Origin of the sequence: Cytobacillus gottheilii (genome assembly GCF_018582665.1) — a bacterium.
GTDB classification, from domain to species: Bacteria; Bacillota; Bacilli; order Bacillales; family Cytobacillaceae; genus Cytobacillus; species Cytobacillus gottheilii.
Genome location: NZ_CP071709.1, coordinates 1875781 through 1900228 on the forward strand (window position 1 = coordinate 1875781; position 24448 = coordinate 1900228).

Sequence of the window (24448 nt, forward strand, 5' to 3'; positions counted from 1 at the left end):
AAGGTGAAAAACAATATAATCGTATACAAAAAAGCTTGAGGAAAGTTAGCAGCCTCAAGCTTTTTTCTTCTTTGATATAAGGGGGTTGTTTAACTGTAGCACGTGTTAGTATAAGTGGAACTTATTATAAACTTCTCTTTTTTTATAATTAATATAAAAAACGCTAAGATAATTTTCACCTTAGCGTTTTGGGGGCTAATTTGATTCTGCTCTTTAGGTAAAACTTTTAGTAAGCTTTCCTACACCAAGACCAATTGAGAGGATTAAAATAAGTGAAAAAATTAAAGCCCAAATATTCCCTCCTCCAAACAAAGAAACCAATACCACACTGAATGAAGGGACACCTAATGCGCTTAGCATGGGTAATGCAATAGCTGTAGCAAGAAAAGCCATTACAAAAGTTAATATCAATGTTTTTTTTCTTTTATTCACAAAATGCACCTCCTATACAACTATATTAACATAAATTTCAAAATTTAATGACTATTGAAATATTTCTTTTCGCTGACCATTTAAATCACGCTTTAGAGATAGATGGTCAACCCTCGAAATCTATTGATATATTAAAAGATGTGATGGCTGTTATTGATGGGTTTTGAGGAGTAGAGGAATTTTGCGATTAAGCAAACTGGTATGTGACGTTTTCTTCAAACACAAATGCTTTGGTTGGAAATTACATATCTCATAAATAAGCGGAAGAATTCCGCTTAAATCGTAAAATCACTCAAAATTGGCTAAAATAGACGGAGGAATTCCGACTAACTAACATAAAAACGTGAAAATAGGCGATTTTATTCTAAATAACCGGAATATCTCCGCTTATTTTGTACGAAAATAGCTCGATTTTGGAAATAACGGTAAAATCTCCGCTTATTTTTCACTGGTTTCATCATCTGGAGGGCAAGAAGAGAAAAATTAATGAGGTCTAGCCAAAAAGAAGAGCGTCTCTGCTTATAATCAGAGACGCTCTTACTTGTTTAGGACTGTTCGTTTCTACCCATACTCTATTTCACACGACACCCCTAATCATTTTTTCAACCGCAAAACCTCATCCTCACTAGGTGTCACATAAACAGTCTGCTGCTGTTCATAGATCACGTAACCTGGTTTAGCTCCATTTGGTTTTTTTACATGGCGAACCCGTGTGTAATCAACTGGAACAGAGCTGGAGCTGCGGGCTTTGCTGAAGTATGCAGCAAGGACAGCCGCTTCAAGGATCGTTTCGTCACTAGGCTCTTTGGTGCGGATGACGACGTGTGAACCAGGGATATCCTTTGTATGAAGCCAGATTTCATCGCGGCCAGCAAGTTTGTTCGTTAAGTAGTCATTTTGTTTGTTGTTTTTGCCAACCAGTATTTCTGTTCCATCCCCAGCTGTGTATGTATCTAGGGTCGGTTTGACATTTTGCTGTTTCTTGCCGTTTCGTTTTTGCTTTTGTTTAATATAGCCTTCTTCCATCAGCTCTTCCCGTATTTCTTCGATATCCCTTGGGGAGGCTGTTTGGATTTGCTGCAGCAGGCTATCAAAATATGCTGCTTCTTCCTTTGCTTTGTCAATCTGTTCATGCACGATAGCAATGGAGTTTTTCGCTTTCGTGTACCTCTTAAAATAGCTTTGCGCATTTTCAGAAGGTGTTTTTTTAGGATCTAGCGGAATCTCAGCGGTTGCGCCGTTTTCGTCATAATAATTGATCACTTCAACGCTTTTCATGCCTTTTTCGATGCTATACATGTTTGCCGTAATAAGCTCACCAAAAAGCTGATGCTGATCTGCGTTTGCAGCTTCGGTTAATGTGCGTTCTAACTTCTTAATTTTCTTCTCGTTTTTCTCTTTTTCCGTCTGCATAAAACGTTCCAGATCGCTTGATTGCTGTTTTACCCGGTCGCGCTCCGCTTTGCCGAAATAAAAACGGTCAAGCATTGCACTTAAAGATGGGTAATGATAAGATTTGCCGTTGGCATGCTCGAGCGAAAATAAATAGAAGTTTTCTTTGTTTTCATTTACGGTAATAGCAGGTGAATAGGCGTGTTCTTCCACCTTTTTCATAAGTGTCATGAAAGCTTTTGGTATGGTCGTCCGGTTTGCAAGTCCTGAATGAAACAATGCTTCTTTAGCAAGCAAAGGTGACAGGCCGCTGAAAGCTGTAACAAGCTGTTTATCAATTTTTCCGCTGTTAAAATCGATCTTTCTTAAAATATCATCTTCTTCTGCAGCAAAAGGATTTGCTTTATGCTGTGCAGGCGGAAGTTTGTATTCCTGGCCAGGCAAAAGGGCACGGTGGCTATTGATGGCAAAGGATACATGCTTAATGCTGTCTAAGATCATGTTCCGTTCCTTATCAACAAGCGTAATATTGCTGTGGCGTCCCATAATTTCTACAATCAGCTGTTTGCTTGAGACATCGCCGATTTCGTTTCTTCCTTTAACCTCAAAAATAATAATCCGGTCCAGTTCAACTTGGTGAATATTTTCTAAAATGTATCCTTCCAGATGCTTGCGCAGCAGCATGCAAAACATTGGGGGAGTGGAAGGGTTATCGTATGCTTCGTTTGTGAGCTGAACGCGTGCATAGCTTGGGTGTGCTGAAAGCAGGAGTTTATGATTTTTTCCGCCCGCTCTGATCATTAATATAATCTCATTTTTATATGGCTGATGAACCTTGTTGATTCTTCCGCCTGTTAATGACTCTGACAATTCCTTTGTCATCGCCCTTGTAAATAAACCATCAAAAGACATGCAAAACATCCTCTACAGTAATTTTCTATTCATATGTATAAATTATTAGTTATTCCTAGAAAAGCGCCTTCCGCTTTTCTACATGTCCAGCTCCAGCGGGTAGCCCCTCTTGGGTCTAAGTCAATCTGTCCAGAAGGTTAAAGAACAACCTTCTAGCCATCTTGCCTTATGCTTGTCGGGGCTGGGCAACCCGCTTCCGCTTTTCTAATAATCATAGCATTTTTTTGGACAAGAATGAATATGCTTTGATGAGAGCTTTGGTTTGTACAATTTATGCTGGTGATTAGATAAGGGGGAAGTGTGATGTCCGGATGAAGTTCCATGAAATGAATGAGCGAGAGGTTGAGCAGGCTCTAAGCAGCAGTATGAAGGAAGGCTTAACTGAAGATGATGCAAGGAAACGACTCAAACAATACGGATATAATGAATTAGAAGAAGGAGAAAAGCAATCCGCTTTGCTCTTATTTTTTAGTCAGTTTAAAGATTTTATGGTTATTGTCTTGCTGGCAGCAACCCTTATTTCCGGATTGCTCGGTGAATATATTGATGCGATTGCCATCATTGCCATAGTCATCGTGAATGGGTTTTTAGGATTTTACCAAGAGCGCAGAGCAGAAAAATCGCTGGATGCATTGAAAGAGTTATCAGCACCGCAGGTCATGGCATTAAGAGACGGTGAATGGATTAAGATTCCTTCAAAAGAAGTAGTGCCAGGTGATTTACTGAAGTTTACCTCAGGTGACCGTGTTGGTGCTGACGTGAGAATCATTGAATCTAACAGCTTGGAAATTGAAGAATCTGCGTTAACTGGAGAGTCACTTCCTGTTTCTAAATCAGTTGGCAGTATAAAAGCAGCCAACATTGGCATCGGTGATATGGAAAATATGGCCTTCATGGGCACGATGATCACCCGCGGCAGCGGATTAGGACTAGTTGTCGGGACAGGAATGAAAACGGCTATGGGGCAAATTGCAGACCTTCTGCAGAGTGCTGAAACCATGATTACTCCATTGCAGAGAAAACTCGAGCAGCTTGGAAAAATTCTGATTGTGGCAGCGCTTCTGTTAACCGTTTTAGTGGTGGCAGTAGGGGTGATTCAGGGTCAGGAATTATATACGATGTTCTTAGCGGGAGTCAGCTTGGCGGTAGCAGCCATTCCTGAAGGGCTTCCAGCCATAGTAACGGTCGCTCTGTCCTTAGGCGTGCAGCGGATGATAAAGAAAAAGGCGATTGTGCGAAAGCTTCCTGCGGTCGAGACACTCGGCTGTGCTTCTGTCATTTGTTCTGATAAAACAGGAACGATGACGCAGAACAAAATGACCGTAACAGATATCTGGTCCGGCGGTAAGCAGTGGAAAGTAGACGGAGTTGGCTATGAGCCGCAAGGCCAGTTTTACCGCAATGAATCAAGGATAGATCCAAAGGATGATAAAACTCTGCAGCAAATGCTAATGTTTGGTATGCTGTGCAATCATGCAGAAGTAAAGCAGAAGGAAAAGGAATATATTGTTGATGGTGATCCAACTGAAGGTGCATTATTAGTTGCTGCCATGAAAGCAGGATATAACCGCGGCAGTCTTTTAAACCAATTCAGTATTATTAACGAATTTCCATTTGATTCAACAAGAAAGATGATGAGTATTGTTGTGAAAGATCAAAATGGCCGCCAATTTATCGTAACAAAAGGGGCGCCGGATGTATTAGCAGGTGTCAGTGATTCAATTTTATGGAATGGTAGACGTCAGCTCCTGTCTAAGGAAATGGCAGGAAACATTCATCATGCCATTGAGCAGCTCGCTTCGAATGCACTAAGAACGATTGCAATTGCATTTAAAGAGGTACCTGCAAACACAGTTATTTTAGAAGAAAGTGAAGCAGAGAAGAATTTAACCTTTATCGGGTTGCAGGGGATGATTGATCCGCCGCGTCCTGAAGTGAAACAAGCTGTTAAGGAATGTAAGGAAGCAGGCATTAAGACCGTGATGATCACTGGAGATCATGTAATTACGGCGACTGCAATCGCGAAGCAGCTTGGTATTTTAACAGGATCTTCGAAAGTTATGGAAGGAAAATCACTGGCAGATATGTCAGTAGAAGAGCTTGAAGATGTGGTTGAAGATGTCACAGTGTTTGCACGTGTTTCGCCTGAACACAAATTAAAAATTGTTAAAGCGCTGCAAAACCGCGGACATATTGTTGCGATGACAGGGGATGGCATCAATGATGCACCAGCGATTAAGGCTGCAGATATTGGTATTGCGATGGGGATTACAGGTACAGATGTAGCAAAAGAAGCATCCTCACTTGTGCTGCTTGACGATAACTTTGCAACAATTAAGTCAGCAATCAAGGAAGGAAGGAATATTTACGAAAACATCCGCAAGTTTATTCGCTATTTGCTGGCATCAAATGTTGGAGAAATCTTAGTAATGCTTTTTGCGATGCTGCTTGCCCTCCCGCTGCCGCTCGTTCCAATTCAGATACTATGGGTTAACCTTGTCACAGATGGATTGCCGGCAATGGCTCTGGGACTTGATAAGCCTGAGGATGATGTAATGAAGCGGAAACCGCGGAATCCAAAAGAAGGTGTCTTTTCAAGAGGTCTTGGCTGGAAGGTTGTCTCAAGAGGATTTCTTATAGGGATTGTGACGCTGCTGGCCTTTATGTTTGCTTATGAAGCACATCCTGACCATCTTGCCTATGCACAAACTGTTGCATTTGCAACATTGGTTATGGCACAGCTGATCCATGTGTTTGATTGCCGCAGTGAAAAGTCCGTGCTGTCGCGTAATCCGTTTGGCAATAAATACTTAGTCTGGGCCGTTATTTCTTCAGTTCTGCTCATGCTTGCTGTTATTTATTATCCGCCGCTGCAGCCAATTTTCCATACCGTTTCAATTGAGGCGAAGGATTGGCTAATGATTTTAGGTTTATCAGCGGTTCCAACATTTTTACTTGCCTTTTCATTTTTGCTAAGTAAAAAGAAATAAAGTATGATATAATCCTTAAGGTAGTAGAGATGCGCTCTATTACCTTCTTTTTTATTTTAACAAGATTACCGCCAGCAATTTGGCAGATATACATACATATTTAGAATGTTGTTTTATAAAGGAAGTGTATATAAATGGTCAGAAGTATGACTGGTTTCGGACGCAGTAAAAAGGAACATGACCTTTTTACGATTACGATCGAGATCAAAACGGTCAATCATCGATTTGCAGAATATATGATGCGTTTGCCAAAGCAATATGTACACTTTGAGGAAAAAGTTAAAAAACGGCTTTCAAAATCGATTAAACGTGGTAGAATAGAAATATTTTCAGCAGTGACAAAAGAAGGCGATTCCGCTAAGGAAATGGTGATTGATTGGCCGCTGCTGCATCAGTACTATGAAAACATGAAGAAAATCAGTGAAAAATACGATCTTCCAGGCCTTGCAGTACAAGATTTAATGCGAGAAGAGTTTTTGTACATAGAAGAAAGTGAAGTATCCACAGATGAATTCGAGCCCCTGTTTATTGAAGCTGTTGAGGAAGCATGCCAGCAGCTTGTTGCTATGAGGATGGCAGAAGGCGAAGAATTGAAAAAGGATTTTCTTAACTTGCTTTCACATCTGCAAAGTTGTATATCGCAATTAAAAGAATATGCACCTTCTGTTGTATTAAAGTATGAGGAACGCTTAAAAAAGAAAATGCAAGAATACTTGTCAGGCGAATTGGATGAGTCGAGAATTGCAGCTGAGGCCGCTATATTTGCAGATAAATCCGATATAAATGAGGAATTAACAAGATTGCAAAGTCATATTCATCAATTCAGACAAACCTTTGAAACAGAAGGTTCTATAGGCAGAAAGCTGGATTTCCTGCTTCAGGAAATGAATCGTGAAGCCAATACGATCGGCGCTAAAGCAAATGATGCCCACATTGCTTCCGAAGTGGTAGAAATGAAGAGTCTGCTTGAAAAAATGAAGGAACAAGTTCAAAATATTGAATAGAAGTTGTTTATGAACGGCCGTAAACGGCAAAAATAAATAACTGATGATTGGAGGACACTATGTCAATCAAATTAATTAACATTGGATTTGGAAACATTGTTTCTGCCAATAGGATTATATCCATCGTCAGCCCTGAATCGGCCCCTATTAAAAGAATCATTCAAGATGCTCGTGATCGGGGATCTTTAATAGATGCGACATACGGGAGAAGAACAAGAGCTGTCATTGTGATGGACAGTGACCATGTTATTCTATCGGCCGTACAGCCAGAAACGGTTGCGGCTAGATTATATGATCGCGATGAAATTGTAGAGGAAGGATAGAACAGGATGAAAAATGAAAAAGGATTGCTAATTGTCCTATCCGGTCCATCAGGTGTCGGCAAAGGAACAGTCAGGAAAGAAATTTTTTCCCAGCCTGACACAGCTTTTGAATACTCCATTTCCATGACAACCAGAAACCCGCGCGAAGGCGAAGTGGATGGCGTGGATTACTTTTTTAAATCAAAAGAAGATTTTGAACAGCTGATTAAAGATGACAAGCTTCTGGAATATGCTGAGTTTGTCGGCAATTATTATGGCACCCCTGTAGATTATGTGAGAGAAACGATCAATCAGGGCAAGGATGTTTTCCTTGAAATTGAAGTACAAGGTGCACGCCAAGTGCGTGAAAAATTCCCAGACGGATTATTCATCTTTCTCGTTCCTCCAAGCCTGTCAGAATTAAAAAATAGAATTGTGACAAGAGGAACAGAAACCATTGATGTGATCAACAATCGCATGAATGCGGCAAAAGAAGAAATCGAAATGATGAATTTGTACGATTATGTGGTTGAAAATGATCAAATTGACCTCGCTTGTGAAAGAATTAAAGCAATTGTTGTGGCAGAACATTGCCGCAGAGAACGAGTAGAGCCAAGATATATTAAAATGCTGGAGGTAGAATAAACATGCTTGATCCATCTATTGATTCTTTAATGACTAAAATTGATTCTAAATATTCCTTAGTATCTGTAGCAGCGAAACGCGCTCGCCAGCTTCAGATAAATCCAGAGTACCAGCTCAGCAACTACATTTCTCATAAGAATGTAGGAAAAGCGCTGGAAGAAATTAATGCAGACGAACTGCTTTACCGCCTTAAAGAAGACAGTACGGATTGATTGTAAAACCTGTCTTGCTGTTATAAAATAATGTTGAACATGCAGGCTGCCTCTCGTAGCAGTCTAACCGTACAGCAAAGAAAACCTCGAAATAACAACCTCTAAACAAGGTTGTTATTTTTATTGGCTTTTTTGAAAAATGCAGATAGAAGCGAGCTGGTGAGTGTGAAGAAATATTCACGCTCGAAATCAAATGACTCAGCAGCATATTTCTTCTCTTTTTCTGCGAAAGGCATGAAATTGATGAAATAAATCCACTGTTCGATGATAATAGAAGAAAGAATGGCGAACTGTTTAAATGGGGGGAACGAATATGCTTAATGGAAAAAAGATTCTGCTCTGTGTGACTGGCGGGATTGCTGTTTATAAAGCTGCAGCACTCACTAGCAAGCTTACACAAGCGGGAGCAGACGTAAAAGTGATCATAAGCGACTCAGCCCAAAAATTTGTTGCACCGCTCACGTTCCAAGCATTGTCGCGAAATGACGTCTATTACGATACATTTGATGAAAAAGATTCAAAAGTGATTGCACATATTGATCTTGCGGATTGGGCTGACCTTATTTTAATCGCCCCTGCTACAGCCAACATAATTGGAAAACTGGCAAACGGCATTGCTGATAATATGATTTCGACTACATTGCTGGCGGCAACAGCACCGATCTGGATAGCACCAGCCATGAATGTTCATATGTACGCTCACCCGGCAGTGCAAAAGAACATCCAAACATTAGCTGACTTTGGCTATTCCTTTATTGAACCAAGTGAAGGCTATCTTGCTTGCGGATATATTGGGAAAGGCAGACTGGAAGAGCCGGAGAAAATTGTAGAACATATGAATTCATATTTTTCTAGTCAAAAAAAACCCTTGTCCGGTAAAAATATTGTTGTGACGGCAGGGCCAACCCGTGAGAAAATTGATCCGGTCCGCTATCTGACCAATCATTCATCAGGGAAAATGGGCTATGCTATTGCAGAAGCTGCTAAAAAGCTTGGCGGGAATGTGACTCTTATTTCAGGACCCGTTTCCATTCAGCCTCCAGCTGGTGTTAAGGTTGTTAAAGTAGAGAGTGCTGAAGAAATGTATCAAGCAGTACTAAAGGAATATGATCATGCGCAAATCGTCGTCAAAACCGCTGCAGTGGCTGATTACAGACCTAAATATGCTGCTGATCAAAAGATTAAAAAACAGCCCGGAGAAGAAGTGCTGCAGCTTGAACGAACTAAAGATATTTTGTATGAACTTGGACAAAAAAAGCAAAGTCAGCTCTTAATAGGATTTGCTGCCGAAACAGATCATCTTGAGGAATATGCCTCCAAAAAGCTGAAAAAGAAAAATGCTGATATGATCGTTGCCAATAATGTGAAAACAGAAGGTGCAGGATTTGGAACAGATACGAATATTGTCACTCTCTATAAAAAGGACGGAAGTGTAATTGAACTGCCGCTCCTCGATAAAAAGACGGTCGCAATGAAAATTCTAGAGGAAGCTTGCCTTCTGCTGGGAGCAAATGGAGAATGAATGTTGCAAGTGTCATTGTAGATGTTCCAGCCAAACAAACGGACAAGCCTTTTGATTATCTGATTCCAGAACACCTTATAGAAATCATTAAGCCTGGAATGCGGGTGATCGTCCCATTCGGGCCAAGAAAAATACAAGGCTTCGTTGTAGGTATTAAGGCAGAATCAGACTTTAAGTCATTAAAAGAGCTGATCGAGCCAATGGATCTTAATCCAATCTTAAATAAGGAATTGCTTTCCCTCGGAGATTGGCTATCAAATCACACTCTCAGCTATAAGATTTCAGCATATCAAGCGATGCTTCCAGCTGCTTTAAAAGCAAAATATGAAAAAAAGCTGAAGCGGATCGCTGTAATTGAAAATCTTGATCCTTCTATAAAGCCGCTTTTTTCAGATCGTGATAGTATCACTTGGGAAGAAGCAACGAGCCATGCATCTATGCGCACGCTGCAAAAAGCGGTAGCAGAGGGCAGCATTGAACTTATATATGAAGTAAAAGAACGTGTGAAAAAGAAGAAATTAAAGGCCATCTATTGTCCAGATCGTGCCCAGTTGGAAAATTGGATAAAATCGCTGCCAGCAAATGCAGCAAAACAAAAAGAGGTACTATCCTATTTTCAGGAACAGGAAGGACCTATATTCCAAAAAGAAATTGAAGACGTATTAGAAGTGTCGTCGGCTGTCATCAAAGGTCTTGTGAAAAAAGGAATGCTGTCTGAAACATATTTAGAAGTGTACAGGGATCCTTTTGCCGAGCGCCAGTTTTCCAGTACGGTTCCACTTTCTTTAACAGAGGAGCAGCATAATGCAATTATTCCAATCTGGCGTTCTGTTGAACAGCATGAACATGAAGTGTTTCTTCTATATGGTGTGACAGGAAGCGGGAAAACGGAAGTTTATCTGCAATCGATTCAGCGAGTGCTCGAACAGGGCAGAGAAGCGATCGTACTCGTTCCTGAAATCTCATTAACACCGCAAATGGTTACTAGATTTAAAGGCAGATTCGGCGATCAGGTAGCTGTTTTACACAGCGGCCTTTCTGCTGGAGAAAAATATGATGAATGGCGGAAGATTCAGCGCAAAGAAGTCAGTGTTGCGGTTGGAGCACGTTCAGCTATTTTTGCACCTTTTGAAAATCTAGGCATAATCATTATTGATGAAGAACATGAAACTAGCTATAAGCAGGAGGAAAACCCGAGGTACCATGCACGGGATGTGGCGATTGAAAGGGCGAAAACATACCGCTGTCCAGTCGTGCTTGGCAGCGCAACACCTGCTCTTGAAACATTTGCACGAGCGCAAAAAGATGTCTATAAGCTGCTCAAGCTTCCAAAAAGGATGAACAACCAAGCCCTGCCAGCTGTTACGATTATTGATATGAGAGAGGAGCTGCGTGAAGGGAACCGTTCGATGTTTTCCAGGGTGCTGCTTGATAAATTAAAAGAACGGATTGAAAAGAAAGAACAGACTGTTCTATTTTTAAACAAAAGAGGTCATTCTTCCTTTGTTATGTGCAGAGACTGCGGTTATGTCATCAATTGCCCAAATTGTGATATCTCATTAACATATCATCAATATAGCAGGCAAATGAAATGTCATTATTGCGGACATGAGGACCATGTTCCATCTGTTTGTCCGGAATGTCAAAGTGAACATATCCGCTATTTTGGCACAGGTACCCAAAAGGTGGAAGAAGAGCTAGTGAAGGTTCTGCCTGAAGCAAAAGTCATCCGAATGGATGTGGATACAACAAGCAGAAAAGGAGCACATGAAAAACTGCTGAACCAATTTCAAGAGGGACAAGCAGATATTTTACTTGGCACACAAATGATTGCCAAAGGGCTTGATTTTCCTAATATCACGCTTGTAGGCGTTCTTTCAGCGGATACGATGCTCCATTTGCCTGATTTCCGCTCCTCCGAAAAAACCTTTCAGCTCTTAACGCAAGTAAGCGGGCGAGCAGGCAGGCATCAATTGGAAGGGGAGGTTATCATCCAAACGTACACACCTGAGCATTACAGTGTAGAACTTGCTGGTACACAGGATTATGACCGTTTTTATGATAAGGAAATGATGATCCGCAAAATTCATAAATATCCGCCTTTCTATTATATATCCTTAATAACTGTAAGCCATGAACAGCTGATGAAAGCAGTGGCAGTGACAGAAAAAATTACAGGATGGGTGAGAGCAAAGCTATCAGACGAAGCAGTTGTCCTTGGACCGGTAGCATCGCCTATCCCCCGCATCAACAATAGATATCGATATCAATGTCTGGTAAAATACAAACGGGAACCACAGCTTAATGGCGCGCTGAAAACGGTCCTTGACCAATACCAGCAAGAAATAGCCACCGGCGGCCTGCAAATATCCATTGACGTCAACCCGTATATTTTAATGTAGTGATTATAAAACGATTACTGTTTCTAAAGAGAAAGACGATCAGCAGACTACTCTTTGATTGGAACGGAATGGTGCGAGACTCCTGCGGGACGAGTGGGGAGCTGAGACCCCGCAGGAGCGTAGCGACGAGGAGGCTCAGCACCCGCCCCGCCGGAAAGCGAGTACCATGGAGTGGAAATCCCTGCTATTTCATTATGTTATATCCTTGATTTCAAAGAAACACTTATGAACTTATAGAAATTTGTGAAAACTAGAGAAAAACAGTATGTAATGCACGTTAATTGAACAAAACGCTGTAAGATACGCGTTACGATAGAGTTGGAGGAAATACATTTTGGCAATTAGAAAAATCGTTATGCACCCTGATCCGATTTTAGAGGAACAGTGTGAACCTGTTAAAGTATTTGATAAAAAATTAACTAAACTTCTAAACGATATGTATGATACAATGATTGAATTTGATGGAGTAGGACTCGCTGCCCCGCAAATTGGACTGAATATCCAAGTGGCCGTTGTTGATATTGATGATGAAACAGGTACCATTGAAATGATCAATCCTGTTGTCGTAGAAACAGCAGGCGAAATTACAGATGTGGAAGGCTGTTTAAGTTTTCCTGGGTTATATGGAGAAGTGTCAAGACCGGAAACGGTAAAGATTAAAGCGCAGGATCGGACAGGTAAATTTTATAAGCTTGAAGCAGAAGGATTTTTAGCAAGAGCGATCCTGCATGAAATTGATCATTTGAATGGCATTCTGTTTACATCCAAGGTTTCAAGATATATAGAAGAACACGAACTTGAAGGGATGGAAGAGGAATGACAAAAATTATTTTCATGGGAACTCCAGACTTTTCAGTCCCTATTCTGCAGCAGCTTTTAAGTGATGGCTATGATGTGATTGCAGTGGTGACACAGCCGGACCGTCCTGTGGGCAGGAAAAAAGTGCTGACTCCTCCACCGGTTAAAGCAGAAGCTGTAAAAAGAGGGATCCCGGTATATCAGCCTGAAAAAATCCGCAATCCTGAAGAATTGCAGCCTATTTTGGATTTACAGCCTGATTTAGTCGTAACGGCTGCATTTGGCCAAATCTTACCTAAAGCATTGCTGGAAGCCCCTAAATTTGGCTGTATTAATGTTCATGCATCACTTCTGCCGGAACTTCGCGGCGGGGCGCCGATTCATTATGCAATCATGCAGGGGAAAGAAAAAACAGGCATTACCATCATGTATATGGCTGAAAAATTAGATGCAGGCGATATATTAACACAAGCAGAAGTCGTTATAACAGAAGACGATAATGTTGGAACTCTTCACGATAAATTAAGTGAGACTGGCTGCAAACTTCTTTCCGAAACATTGCCAAAGCTCATAAACGGTGAATTAGAACCGATCGTTCAAGACGATGCTTTGGCAACTTTTGCTTCCAATATTAAGCGTGAGCAAGAAAAGATTGATTGGACGAAAAATGGTGAAGAAATCTACAATCATATTCGCGGTCTAAATCCATGGCCAGTTGCTTACACAACCGTAGAAGGAGCAGTTTTAAAAGTTTGGAAAGCTGAGAAAGTGGAAATCGCTGAAACTTGTGCTCCAGGCACCATTTTAGCAACAGATGATCAGGGATTAACGATTGCTTCCGGTAATCAAACTGCGATTAAAATAGTTGAACTGCAGCCTTCTGGCAAGAAAAAAATGGATGCAGGAGAATATTTAAGAGGTGCCGGCACGAAGCTGACAAAAGGGTTTGTATTAGGGGATCATTCATGAAAAAGACGTCAAAGAAAAATGTGCGTGAAACAGCACTTGAGCTATTAACAGCAATTGAGAAAAACCAGTCCTACAGCAATCTTCTGCTTAATAATGCGATTAACAAAAATGAATTAAATGCAAAGGATGCAGCGTTGCTGACGGAAATCACCTATGGAACATTACAGCGCCAGATGACGCTAGACTTTCTTTTACAGCCTTTTATTAAAAACAGTAAAAAGCTTGAAAGCTGGGTGATTCAGCTTCTTCGTTTAACGGTCTACCAGCTTGTTTATTTAGACAAAATTCCGGATCATGCTGCTTTAAATGAAGCTGTTGAATTGGCCAAAAAGCGTGGCCATAAGGGAATTGCCGGTCTCGTTAATGGAGTACTAAGGAATTTTCAGCGCAGCGGTGTTCGTTCACTTGATTCTATTACAGATCCAATTGAACGAATCTCCATTGAAACAAGCCATCCAGTTTGGCTGGTCAAACGCTGGGCTGAACAGCTGGGCATCGAAAAAACAAGAGAAATGTGTTTGCTGAATCTTACCGCACCGCTGCAAACAGCCAGAGTTAATACAGTTAAAGCAACACGGGAAGAAGTGCTTCACATGCTGCTTGAGGAAGGGTTTGAAGTAGAAGAAAGTCCGTTTCTGCCCGTTGCCATTAAGTGCAAACGCGGGAATTTAGCCCGTTCAAATGCATTTAAAGAAGGCTATCTGACCATTCAGGATGAGAGTTCGATGCTTGCAGCCTACGCACTTGGCGCCAGTCAGGATGAGGAGATTCTTGATGCATGTGCAGCTCCAGGAGGGAAATCCACTCATATTGCTGAAAGGATGCAAAATAGCGGAACACTCGTTTCGTTAGACCTTCATGAGCATAAAGTAAAACTTATAAAAGATAATGCAAGCAGGCTTGGACTTGAGAACATTACGGCTAAAGCAATGGATAGCAGAACAGTCCAAGAGCATTTTGAAGCAGAAAGCTTTGATCGGATTCTCCTCGATGCACCTTGCTCAGGGCTTGGTGTCATGAGAAGAAAGCCTGATATGAAGTACACAAAAAAAGAAGAAGATCTTTCTAATCTTCATAACATCCAAATGAATTTATTAACCGCTGCTGCCCCTTTATTAAAAAAAGGTGGTATCCTAGTTTATAGTACTTGTACAATTGACAAGGAAGAAAATATAAAGACAGTTGAAGCATTTTTACAAAAACATAAAGATTTTGAAGCGGATGCAGCCTTAAAATCAAGAATGCCAGAGGCAATTAAGCCTTTAGTAACTGATTTTGAGCTGCAAATACTGCCGCAGGATATAGGATCAGACGGCTTTTATATAGCAAGTCTAAGAAAGAAGGTGCAATAAATGGTACAAGCAACAAAAGACAAAACAGCAACAGAACAAAAACCTTCCATTTATTCTTTACAGCTGCACGAGCTGAGAGATTGGTTAAAGGATCATAACGAAAAAGCATTCAGAGCTGAACAAATTTTTGATTGGCTTTATACAAAAAGAGTAACAACGTTCGAGGATATGACGAATTTATCAAAGTCACTCCGCGAAAATCTGGCTGAACAGTTTACCATTACAACATTAAATACGCTAATTCAGCAGCAATCATCTGACGGAACAATTAAGTTTCTATTTGAACTTCACGATGGCTATTCCATTGAAACCGTTCTGATGAGACATGAGTACGGAAACTCTATCTGTGTAACGACTCAAGTTGGCTGCAGAATCGGCTGTACATTCTGTGCTTCAACTCTTGGCGGTTTAAAACGTAATTTAGAAGCAGGAGAAATCGTTGCTCAGGTCGTAAAAGTACAACAGGCATTAGATGAGACGGATGAGAGAGTAAGTTCTGTTGTTATTATGGGAATTGGTGAACCATTTGATAATTATGATTCCATGATGTCTTTCTTAAAGATCATCAATCATGATCAGGGCTTAAACATCGGTGCTCGTCATATTACCGTTTCAACAAGCGGAATCATACCAAAAATCTATAAATTTGCTGATGAAAACATGCAAATCAACTTTGCTATTTCTCTTCATGCTCCGAATACTGAAATTAGAAGCCGTTTAATGCCGATTAATAGAGCCTACAAACTGCCTGATCTTATGGAAGCAATTCGCTATTATATCCAAAAGACTGGTCGCCGTGTCAGCTTTGAGTATGGATTATTTGGCGGTGTGAATGATGGCGTGGAACATGCCGAAGAACTGGCTCAGTTAATTAAAGGCGTAAAGTGTCATGTGAATTTAATTCCGGTTAACTATGTGCCTGAAAGAGACTATGTAAGAACACCTAGAGAGAAAATCTTTGAATTTGAAAAGACGTTAAAGCAACATGGAGTGAATGTGACCATTCGCCGTGAGCAAGGACATGATATTGATGCAGCATGTGGACAACTTCGTGCGAAGGAGAGAACTGAAGAGACGAGGTGATATCGTATGAAGGCTGTATTTAAGACAGATCGAGGTAAGGTAAGGCAGCATAACGAAGATAATGGAGGCATTTATGAAAATGCCAGCGGACAGCGCCTGGCCATCGTAGCAGATGGCATGGGCGGTCACCGCGCAGGCGATGTCGCAAGCCTTATGGCCACTGAGAATATTGGTGACCGTTTTAAGGAATCTCCTGCTATCCAGACCGCTGAACAAGCAGAACAGTGGCTGAAATCAACCATTGAAGAAGTAAATACCATCTTGTTTGAACATGCACAGGCAGAAGCAGAGTGTGAAGGCATGGGCACAACCGTTGTAGCTGCCATTTGTACAGACCGTTTTGCAACCGTTCTAAATGTTGGCGACAGCCGGGGATATATTTTAAATGAAACCGGATTTCAGCAGCTGACTGATGATCATTCGCTGGTCAATGAATTAGTTCGTCAAGGTGAGATTTCGAAGGAAGATGCCGAGCATCATCCAATGAAAAATGTGGTTCTAAGAGCACTGGGAACAGAACCAAGCATTAAAATCGATCTTATGACGATTATGTTCGAAGAGGGAGATAAGCTCTTCCTTTGTTCAGATGGTTTATCAAATAAAGTATCTGAAGCGGAAATGAATGAAATACTACTGCAGGATGTCTCATTTGAGGAACAGGCAGAAAAGCTGATTGATCTTGCAAATCAATATGGCGGCGAAGATAATATCACTCTAGTCATCATTGAATTTGATGATGTATCTGGAAGAGGGTGATGAATTGTGATGATTGGAAAAAGAATCAGCGGCCGCTATAAAGTCTTGGATATGATTGGCGGAGGCGGCATGGCAAATGTCTATCTTGCTCATGACATGATCCTCGACCGTGATGTAGCCGTAAAAATGCTTCGTCTCGATTTCGTTGATGACGAAGAGTTTATCAGACGCTTTCATCGTGAGGCACAGTCTGCTACAAGCCTGGCACATCCTAATATTGTAAGCATTTATGATGTTGGTGAAGAAGATAATATCTATTATATTGTGATGGAGTATGTAAAAGGACAAACATTAAAGCAATACATACAAAAAGCAAGTCCTGTTCGCATTGATGATGCGTTAGAAATTATGAAACAGCTGACAAGTGCCATTTCACATGCACATCAAAACCATATTATCCACCGTGATATTAAGCCGCACAATATTCTCATAGACAACAATGGCAATATAAAAATCACTGATTTTGGAATTGCCATGGCGTTAAGCGCTACTAGCATTACTCAAACCAATTCAGTTCTTGGCTCTGTTCATTATCTATCTCCAGAACAAGCCCGCGGCGGGATGGCGAATCATAAATCAGATATTTACTCGCTCGGAATAGTGATGTTTGAATTGCTTACTGGCAGGCTTCCTTTTTCTGGTGAATCTGCTGTTTCCATCGCTTTAAAGCATTTGCAATCAGAAACACCATCTTTGCGCAGATGGAATCCTGATATCCCGCAAAGTGTGGAAAATATTGTCTTAAAGGCAACAGCAAAAGATCCTTTTCATCGTTATCATTCTGTTGAAGCAATGGAAGAGGATCTTGCTACAGCGCTGAATCCGGAACGTGCAAATGAGCCTAAGTTTCTTATTGCTCAAGATGATGATGCAACAAAAGCGATACCTGTTATCTCATCTGATAAAATGTATCCGCCGACAGAGGAAACGCTTGTCCATGGGAGGGAAACAGCTGTAAAGCAAACGCATGCTGATACAGCAGGAAGCCTGCCCAAAAAAGAAAAAAAGAAAAAGAAGAGCAAGTGGCCAATCATTTTAATATCGATATTCTTTAGTTTAATTGTTCTTGGTCTGTTAGCCGTATTTGTCTTGCCGGATCTGCTTTCTCCTAAAGATATTGAAGTGCCTGACGTAACGGAGGAAAGTATTGATGATGCGATTGATCAGCTCGTTGCTGCAGGTTTTACCATTGGTGAAACAATTACAGTAAACGATGAAGAAGTTGAAGCAGGACTAGTCATTAAAACGGATCCAAAAGCAGGCAGCATGGCAAAAGAAGGAAAAGAGATCGATATTTATGAAAGTATTGGAAAAGAACAATATGAATTAGAAGATTATATCGGCCAGCCATACTCAGAGGTTGAGCGGAGGCTGAGGAATGAAGAATTCCAGGATATTATAAAAAATGAAGTGAACAGCGATGAAGAAGCTGGCACCATTATAGACCAAAATTTCTCAGAAGGTGACCTCGTTGTTCCGGGAGATACTGAACTGGAGTTTACCGTCAGTATTGGTCCAAAGCCGTTACAATTAAAAGATTTAAGCGGTTATAATAACAAAGGTCTTGATGAATATGCTGAATCGACAGGCTTAAAGGTTAGTGTAGCAAGAGAAGAGTACCATGAAAGTGTTCCGGCAGGGCTTGTGATCTCACAAGAGCCAGCCGCTGGTACTGCATTGGCTAAAGGAAGTACTGTGAATGTGGTCTTATCTAAAGGTGTCGAAGAACTTCCGCTTCAAGAGGTGATTGAGGAAGTGGATATTCCGTATGAGCCATTAGAAGAAGGAGCTGAGCAGGAAATCCAGCTTTACATTGAGGATGCGGATCGAAACATGACAGAAGCAGCCGATGTGTTTACCATCACTGAGAATAAAAGAATAAGTATACAGCTCAATATTGCCCATGGAACAAATGCAGGTTATAAAATCATCCGTGACAATAGTGTATTGCTGGAAAAAACGGTGCCATATCCTGAATAATGAGAGTAAGGAGTGCTGCTATGCCTGAAGGAAAAATTATTAAGGCGCTGAGCGGATTTTATTATGTACTGAACGAGGGAAATGTTATTCAATGCAGAGGCAGAGGTGTTTTTCGGAAAAATAAAATTACACCTCTTGTTGGCGATGAAGTTGTCTATCAGGCAGAAAATGATCAAGAAGGTTACATTTTAGAAGTGAAAGAGCGGAAAAATGAATTAGTGAGACCTCCGATCGCAAATGTTGACCAAGCTATTCTTGTGTTTTCAGCGGTTGAGCCCGATTTCAGCACAGCCCTGCTTGATCGCTTCCTTGTTCTAGTTGAATACAATCGTATTAGACCCGTTATATGCATTACGAAAATGGACTTAACATCAGGTGAACAAAAAGAATTAATCTATTCCTATGCAGACGATTACCGTAAAGCAGGCTACGAAGTGATGCTGACATCATCTGAAACAGAAGAAGGCATAAAGGAACTGCTTCCTTTGCTGGAAGGTGAGATCTCCGTATTTGCGGGGCAATCAGGTGTAGGAAAATCATCATTGCTTAATGCATTAAGACCAGATCTTGAGCTGAAAACGGATGATATTTCAACCCATCTCGGACGCGGAAAGCATACAACCAGACATGTTGAGCTTATTTCTGTAGGAGCGGGCCATGTGGCAGACACTCCTGGTTTTAGTTCCCTGGAATTTATGGAGATTGAAGCAGAAGATTTAAACTACTGTTTTCCTGATATTGAAGTTCTAAGTGAAGAATGTAAGTTTCGCGGCTGTCTTCATATTAAGGAGCCGAAATGTGCTGTTAAAGCAGCAGCAGAATCGGGCAAATTGCCTCAATACCGATATGAGCATTATACAAGTTTTTTAGAAGAAATAAAGGATAGAAAGCCGAGGTATTAGTTATGGTGAAAATAGCTCCATCCATTTTATCTGCAGATTTTGCGCGACTGGGTGAAGAGATCAAGGATGTTGAAGCAGGAGGAGCCGACTATATACATGTAGATGTAATGGATGGGCACTATGTTCCGAATATTACAATCGGGCCGCTTGTAGTGGAAGCGATCCGTCCGATTACCGACCTCCCGCTGGATGTTCATCTTATGATTGAACATCCAGATCAATATATTGAAGCCTTTGCTAGAGCTGGAGCAAACTATATTACCGTCCATGTGGAAGCATGTACACATTTACACCGCACCATCCAGCTCATTAAATCTTATGGAGTGAAAGCAGGAGTAGTATTAAATCCTGCTACACCTGCAGAGATGATTAAGCCGATTCTTGAAGATGTGGATATGGTCTTATTGATGACCGTTAATCCAGGATTTGGCGGACAGAAGTTTATTCCTTCTGTACTGCCAAAAATAAAGGCTATCAGGAATTGGGCTGATGAACTCGGACTTGATCTTAAGATTGAAGTAGATGGCGGGGTAAATGAAGAAACAGCTAAACTCTGTGTTGAAGCAGGAGCAAATGTACTTGTAGCTGGCTCAGCCGTGTTCAATGAGAAGGATCGTGCAAAAGCGATTGCAGCCTTGCGTGTATAGGAGATTACCTCTAAAGTCAGCCATAATAGGCTGGCTTTTTTCACATAGTGAAAGAATGAGCACAGCCTGTACGATTTCGCATGGCTAATCTGAAACGGTTATTTAGTTCAAAGGTTTTCCTAATGAAGATTTTTGCGTTAAATGTGTTGACGAGCATGTCCTACAGGGAATACCTATTTAGAAGTTTAATAAATTGCTTTAACAAAGAAGTCACTAAGGAGGATAAAATGAATATTAATATTCTTGCAGGAGGTCCGCTTGAACGGCTGCCATCGTTTGATAAATACAAATCAGAAGAGGATCTATGGATTGGTGTTGATAAAGGTGTTTTTACATTGCTTTCGCAGAATATCCAGCCTTATCGCGCTTTCGGTGATTTTGACTCTGTTACAGAAGAGGAAGGGGCATTAATAGAAGAAAATGTTAAGAGCATTCATCGCTTTCAGCCAGAAAAGGATGAAACAGATATGGAGCATGCACTTAACTGGGCTCTTTCAGAAAATCCTAGAAAAATTCGTTTATTTGGTGCAACTGGCGGAAGAATGGACCACTTTTTTGCGAATGTTCAGCTGCTAATTAAGCCTCTAAATAATAATGATGAGATACCAGTTGAGATCATAGATATTCAGAATAAAATATTTATGACGAAACCAGGAACCTATTCCATTCAAACTGACAGTGATTATCAATATATTTCTTTTATACCGATCTCTGGGGAAGTTGATGGACTAACTCTCAGAGGATTTAAATATCCATTAACTGACTGTCATATTCCGATCAGCTCGACACTATGTATTAGTAATGAACTTGTTGATGATTCTGGTACTTTTTCTTATAAACAAGGCATATTAATGGTGATAAGGAGCAATGATTTATAAATATCATGATTTGTTTTTAACGCGAGGCAGCAAGCGGCAACAGCAAAAAAGCAACGATGGGCAAGGCATGACTTGTGAGGAGGGACATAAAGAATGAGATTTTATACAATTAAACTGCCAAAATTTTTGGGCGGGATTGTCCGCGCCATGCTGGGAACATTTAAAAAAGGATAATCATAGCAAGAGCACTCTTACTTCTTATAGCACCTTTGCAGGGTGCTTTATTTTTTCTATCCTTAAAATCTTTGTAAGCATGGTTAAGACTGGCAGAAACGAAAAAAAGGGTGAAGAGAGCCGATTAACATCCGACTTCTGTTCACAGCAGGGAATACGAGTATATGGAACTATAAGTACATTAGAAAATTCCTCTAAAATGCAGAGCTCCTTTAAAAATGAAAAAAGGACATCTATTAAGATGTCCTTTCGCATATTAATCAAGCCAGATGACCAGCAGTGAAGCTGTCCAACTTAAGCTTTCCTATTATACGCGTTCTACTTTACCTGATTTAAGTGCTCTTGCAGAAACCCAAACACGTTTAGGCTTACCGTCTACAAGAATGCGAACCTTTTGAAGGTTTGCGCCCCAAGTACGCTTGTTAGCGTTCATAGCATGTGAGCGAGCATTGCCCGAAGTTGTCTTTTTACCAGTTACAACACATTTGCGTGGCATGTAATTTCCCTCCTTACTAACCAAAGCTGAAAGATCCTTCATGCTTTATTTGCAATTTGTTAGATCCATCTGTATTAATGAGAAAACAGCAATCTGTTTCCGGCCATTAAAAGATACTTTAATAATTTATCATACATTTACAATCCTTGCAATAGCTGAACTCATTGCTTTCAAGAAAAATTCCTTGACATACAATTTTATTAGACAAGCTATAATAAGAAGTGGAAAGTATAACTTTTAAATATGGTGTTCATATAGTACAATGTTCTGTATGAATAGTGTGAAGAGCTTAAAAGCGGAAAATCTGTCTCTTGTAACTTTCACTTTTCGAAAAGCAATTTCCAAAAGGGGGAACGAATTATGTCCATCGAATTAAAAACGAATTTTGGGCAAATTGATATCTCAAATGATGTAATCGCTACAATCGCAGGAGGAGCTGCTGTGGATTGTTATGGAATCGTAGGGATGGCATCCAAAAATCAAATAAAAGATGGTTTAACCGATATTTTGCGCAAAGAAAATTTTACACGCGGAGTCGTCGTTCGCCAGGAAAATGATGAAGTACATATTGATATGTATATTATAGTAAGTTATGGAACGAAAATTTCCGAGGTTGCTCACAATGTTCAATCAAAGGTTAAGTATACATTGGACAAGACGGTCGGCCTTAGTACAGACTCAGTAAATATTTTCGTTCAGGGAGTTCGTGTAACTAACCCGTAGTGAGGAGGAAAGATTTGTGTCAACTAAAGTTTTAGATGGAAAACAATTTGCGCGAATGATTCTGCAAGGTGCTAACCACCTTTCTGCAAATGCAAAATTGGTGGATGCATTAAATGTTTTCCCTGTTCCGGATGGAGATACTGGAACAAATATGAATTTGTCGATGACTTCTGGTGCAAAGGAAGTTAAAAATAATGTGAATTCCCATATTGGCAAGGTAGGAACTGCTCTATCAAAAGGATTATTGATGGGTGCCCGTGGAAATTCAGGTGTTATTCTATCTCAATTATTCCGTGGTTTTTCAAAAGCAATCGAACAAAAAGAAACAATTAACGGAAAAGAATTTGCTGCAGCATTTGATACTGGTGTAGCCACTGCGTATAAAGCGGTTATGAAGCCAGTTGAAGGTACCATCTTAACCGTGGCAAAGGATGCCGGGAAAAAAGCAGTTGCTGTTGCTGAAACAGAGGACGATCTCATTGTCATTATGGAAGCGATTGTAAAAGAAGCAAAAGCTTCATTAAATCGCACTCCAGACTTACTGCCTGTGCTAAAAGAAGTAGGCGTTGTTGACAGCGGCGGTCAAGGTCTTGTATTTGTATACGAAGGCTTTTTAGCTGAGCTAAAGGGTGAAGAACTGCCTGAAGCCCCACAAAGCCTGCCGAAAATGGATGAGCTTGTTAGCGCTGAGCATCATAAGAGTGTACAAAGCCACATGAACACAGAGGATATCGTATATGGATATTGCACTGAGTTTATGGTGAAATTCGAAGATGAAAAGCTTTCTAAGCAGCCTTTTAAAGAAGAGAAGTTCCGCCAGGATTTAAGTAAATATGGCGATTCGCTGCTGGTCATTGCAGATGATGAATTAGTAAAAGTTCATATTCACTCTGAACAGCCAGGCGACTGTCTCACTTACGGCCAGCGCTATGGAAGCTTAATCAATATGAAAATCGAAAATATGCGCCAGCAGCATAGCAATCTCTTATTCGATGAACCGGCATCTGCTCCTGCAGCGAAAAAACCGGAAGAACAAAAAGAATATGGCATTGTGACCGTTTCAATGGGTAGCGGAATCGCTGATCTATTTAAAAGCCTTGGTGCTCATGCAGTAATTGAAGGCGGGCAAACGATGAATCCGAGCACAGAGGACATCGTAAAGGCGATTAAAGATGTCAATGCTAAAAAAGTCATCATTCTGCCAAATAATAAAAATATTGTCATGGCAGCTGAACAAGCAGCTCAAGTTTCAGAAGTAGAAGCAATCGTTGTGCCTTCTAAAACAGTACCTCAAGGTATGTCTGCTTTACTTGCTTTTAATCCGGGTGCAGAGATCTCGGAAAATGAGCAAAGCATGAAAGATGCTTTACAGCATGTTAAGACAGGTCAAATTACATTTGCTGTCCGTGATACAAGCATTGATGGCCTTGAAATTGCCAAAGATGACTTTATGGGCATTGAAGAAGGGAAAATTGTTGTTAAAAGCAAAGACAAAGTCCAAGCTGCAACAGACCTTCTTGCTAAAATGATTGATGAGGATTCTGAAATTCTTACAGTTCTTAAGGGTGAAGATGCATCTCAAGAAGATGTTGACCGTCTTGTAAGTTTTGTAGAAGAACAATATGGTGAAGTTGAAATTGAAGTCCATGATGGGAAACAGCCGTTATATGCCTTCATTTTTGCAATTGAATAAAAACAAAAATGGCAGCTGACTAGGCTGCCGTTTTTTTATGCCTTCATATACCTAAATGAGCATCTGAATATGAAACACGGATACTCATCTTAGTATGTTTTTGTAATGTTCATATGAAAACTTGCATTTTATAATTCTGTAAAGCGCAGACAAAGAAAGGATAAACGAACTGCACCCAAAAGGG

At 40.6% G+C, this 24448-nt stretch carries 22 protein-coding genes; 19 read left to right on the forward strand and 3 right to left on the reverse strand.

From position 1 onward, the window contains the following. Positions 1–213: 213 nt before the first annotated feature. The gene (locus tag J1899_RS09330; protein WP_214478476.1) at positions 214–432 is read right to left on the reverse strand and encodes a hypothetical protein; all 219 of its coding nucleotides are present in this window, start codon (positions 430–432) and stop codon (positions 214–216) included. 594 nt (positions 433–1026) lie between these two features. Further along, a complete protein-coding gene (locus tag J1899_RS09335; protein WP_214478477.1) occupies positions 1027–2736 on the reverse strand; it encodes an Rqc2 family fibronectin-binding protein in 1710 nt (569 codons plus the stop codon). Between the two features lie 311 nt (positions 2737–3047). Here J1899_RS09335 and J1899_RS09340 point away from each other — a divergent pair, with 311 nt between their 5' ends. The 17 genes from J1899_RS09340 (at position 3048) to spoVM (ending at position 21352) form a co-directional block, all read left to right on the forward strand. Further along, positions 3048–5726: a calcium-translocating P-type ATPase, SERCA-type gene (locus tag J1899_RS09340; protein ID WP_214478478.1), complete on the forward strand. Its 2679-nt coding sequence runs from the start codon at positions 3048–3050 to the stop codon at positions 5724–5726. A gap of 134 nt (positions 5727–5860) precedes the next feature. Then, positions 5861–6730 carry a YicC/YloC family endoribonuclease gene (locus J1899_RS09345; RefSeq protein ID WP_214478479.1) on the forward strand — a complete coding sequence of 290 codons (870 nt, stop codon included), beginning with the start codon at positions 5861–5863 and terminating at the stop codon, positions 6728–6730. Positions 6731–6789: 59 nt separating this feature from the next. Continuing rightward, complete coding sequence (remA, locus tag J1899_RS09350) at positions 6790–7053, forward strand: extracellular matrix/biofilm regulator RemA (protein ID WP_066446766.1); 264 nt, start codon at positions 6790–6792, stop codon at positions 7051–7053. A gap of 6 nt (positions 7054–7059) precedes the next feature. Beyond that, positions 7060–7677, forward strand: coding sequence for a guanylate kinase (gene gmk / locus J1899_RS09355; RefSeq protein WP_066446765.1), 618 nt, complete (start codon positions 7060–7062; stop codon positions 7675–7677). 2 nt (positions 7678–7679) lie between these two features. Continuing rightward, positions 7680–7889 carry a DNA-directed RNA polymerase subunit omega gene (gene rpoZ, locus J1899_RS09360; protein WP_066446762.1) on the forward strand — a complete coding sequence of 70 codons (210 nt, stop codon included), beginning with the start codon at positions 7680–7682 and terminating at the stop codon, positions 7887–7889. A gap of 313 nt (positions 7890–8202) precedes the next feature. Further along, a complete protein-coding gene (gene coaBC / locus J1899_RS09365) occupies positions 8203–9411 on the forward strand; it encodes a bifunctional phosphopantothenoylcysteine decarboxylase/phosphopantothenate--cysteine ligase CoaBC (RefSeq protein ID WP_066446759.1) in 1209 nt (402 codons plus the stop codon). Further along, positions 9408–11813: a primosomal protein N' gene (priA, locus tag J1899_RS09370; RefSeq protein WP_214478480.1), complete on the forward strand. Its 2406-nt coding sequence runs from the start codon at positions 9408–9410 to the stop codon at positions 11811–11813. The genes coaBC and priA overlap by 4 nt, the downstream gene beginning before the upstream one ends. A gap of 334 nt (positions 11814–12147) precedes the next feature. Then, the gene (gene def / locus J1899_RS09375; RefSeq protein ID WP_214478481.1) at positions 12148–12633 is read left to right on the forward strand and encodes a peptide deformylase; all 486 of its coding nucleotides are present in this window, start codon (positions 12148–12150) and stop codon (positions 12631–12633) included. Further along, positions 12630–13580 (forward strand): methionyl-tRNA formyltransferase, encoded by a 951-nt coding sequence (fmt, locus tag J1899_RS09380; protein ID WP_214478482.1) that lies wholly within the window; start codon positions 12630–12632, stop codon positions 13578–13580. The genes def and fmt overlap by 4 nt, the downstream gene beginning before the upstream one ends. After that, positions 13577–14932: a 16S rRNA (cytosine(967)-C(5))-methyltransferase RsmB gene (rsmB, locus tag J1899_RS09385; RefSeq protein WP_214478483.1), complete on the forward strand. Its 1356-nt coding sequence runs from the start codon at positions 13577–13579 to the stop codon at positions 14930–14932. The genes fmt and rsmB overlap by 4 nt, the downstream gene beginning before the upstream one ends. After that, positions 14933–16015, forward strand: a complete 1083-nt coding sequence (gene rlmN / locus J1899_RS09390) for a dual-specificity RNA methyltransferase RlmN (RefSeq protein ID WP_066446746.1) — start codon at positions 14933–14935, stop codon at positions 16013–16015. Between the two features lie 6 nt (positions 16016–16021). Then, entirely contained in the window at positions 16022–16771 is a 750-nt protein-coding gene (locus J1899_RS09395) for a Stp1/IreP family PP2C-type Ser/Thr phosphatase (protein WP_214478484.1), read from the forward strand. A gap of 9 nt (positions 16772–16780) precedes the next feature. After that, complete coding sequence (gene pknB, locus J1899_RS09400) at positions 16781–18751, forward strand: Stk1 family PASTA domain-containing Ser/Thr kinase (RefSeq protein WP_281420734.1); 1971 nt, start codon at positions 16781–16783, stop codon at positions 18749–18751. Positions 18752–18771: 20 nt separating this feature from the next. After that, the gene (gene rsgA / locus J1899_RS09405; RefSeq protein ID WP_214478486.1) at positions 18772–19653 is read left to right on the forward strand and encodes a ribosome small subunit-dependent GTPase A; all 882 of its coding nucleotides are present in this window, start codon (positions 18772–18774) and stop codon (positions 19651–19653) included. A gap of 2 nt (positions 19654–19655) precedes the next feature. Continuing rightward, positions 19656–20300 (forward strand): ribulose-phosphate 3-epimerase, encoded by a 645-nt coding sequence (rpe, locus tag J1899_RS09410; protein ID WP_214478487.1) that lies wholly within the window; start codon positions 19656–19658, stop codon positions 20298–20300. A gap of 227 nt (positions 20301–20527) precedes the next feature. Further along, the gene (locus tag J1899_RS09415) at positions 20528–21178 is read left to right on the forward strand and encodes a thiamine diphosphokinase (protein ID WP_214478488.1); all 651 of its coding nucleotides are present in this window, start codon (positions 20528–20530) and stop codon (positions 21176–21178) included. Positions 21179–21271: 93 nt separating this feature from the next. Beyond that, positions 21272–21352 (forward strand): stage V sporulation protein SpoVM, encoded by an 81-nt coding sequence (gene spoVM / locus J1899_RS09420; RefSeq protein WP_019381739.1) that lies wholly within the window; start codon positions 21272–21274, stop codon positions 21350–21352. 307 nt (positions 21353–21659) lie between these two features. Here spoVM and rpmB read toward each other — a convergent pair whose 3' ends face one another. After that, positions 21660–21848, reverse strand: coding sequence for a 50S ribosomal protein L28 (gene rpmB, locus J1899_RS09425; protein ID WP_019381740.1), 189 nt, complete (start codon positions 21846–21848; stop codon positions 21660–21662). Positions 21849–22208: 360 nt separating this feature from the next. Here rpmB and J1899_RS09430 point away from each other — a divergent pair, with 360 nt between their 5' ends. After that, positions 22209–22571 (forward strand): Asp23/Gls24 family envelope stress response protein, encoded by a 363-nt coding sequence (locus tag J1899_RS09430; RefSeq protein ID WP_066446730.1) that lies wholly within the window; start codon positions 22209–22211, stop codon positions 22569–22571. Between the two features lie 16 nt (positions 22572–22587). Further along, positions 22588–24264 carry a DAK2 domain-containing protein gene (locus J1899_RS09435; RefSeq protein ID WP_066446726.1) on the forward strand — a complete coding sequence of 559 codons (1677 nt, stop codon included), beginning with the start codon at positions 22588–22590 and terminating at the stop codon, positions 24262–24264. The last annotated feature ends 184 nt before the right edge of the window (positions 24265–24448 follow it).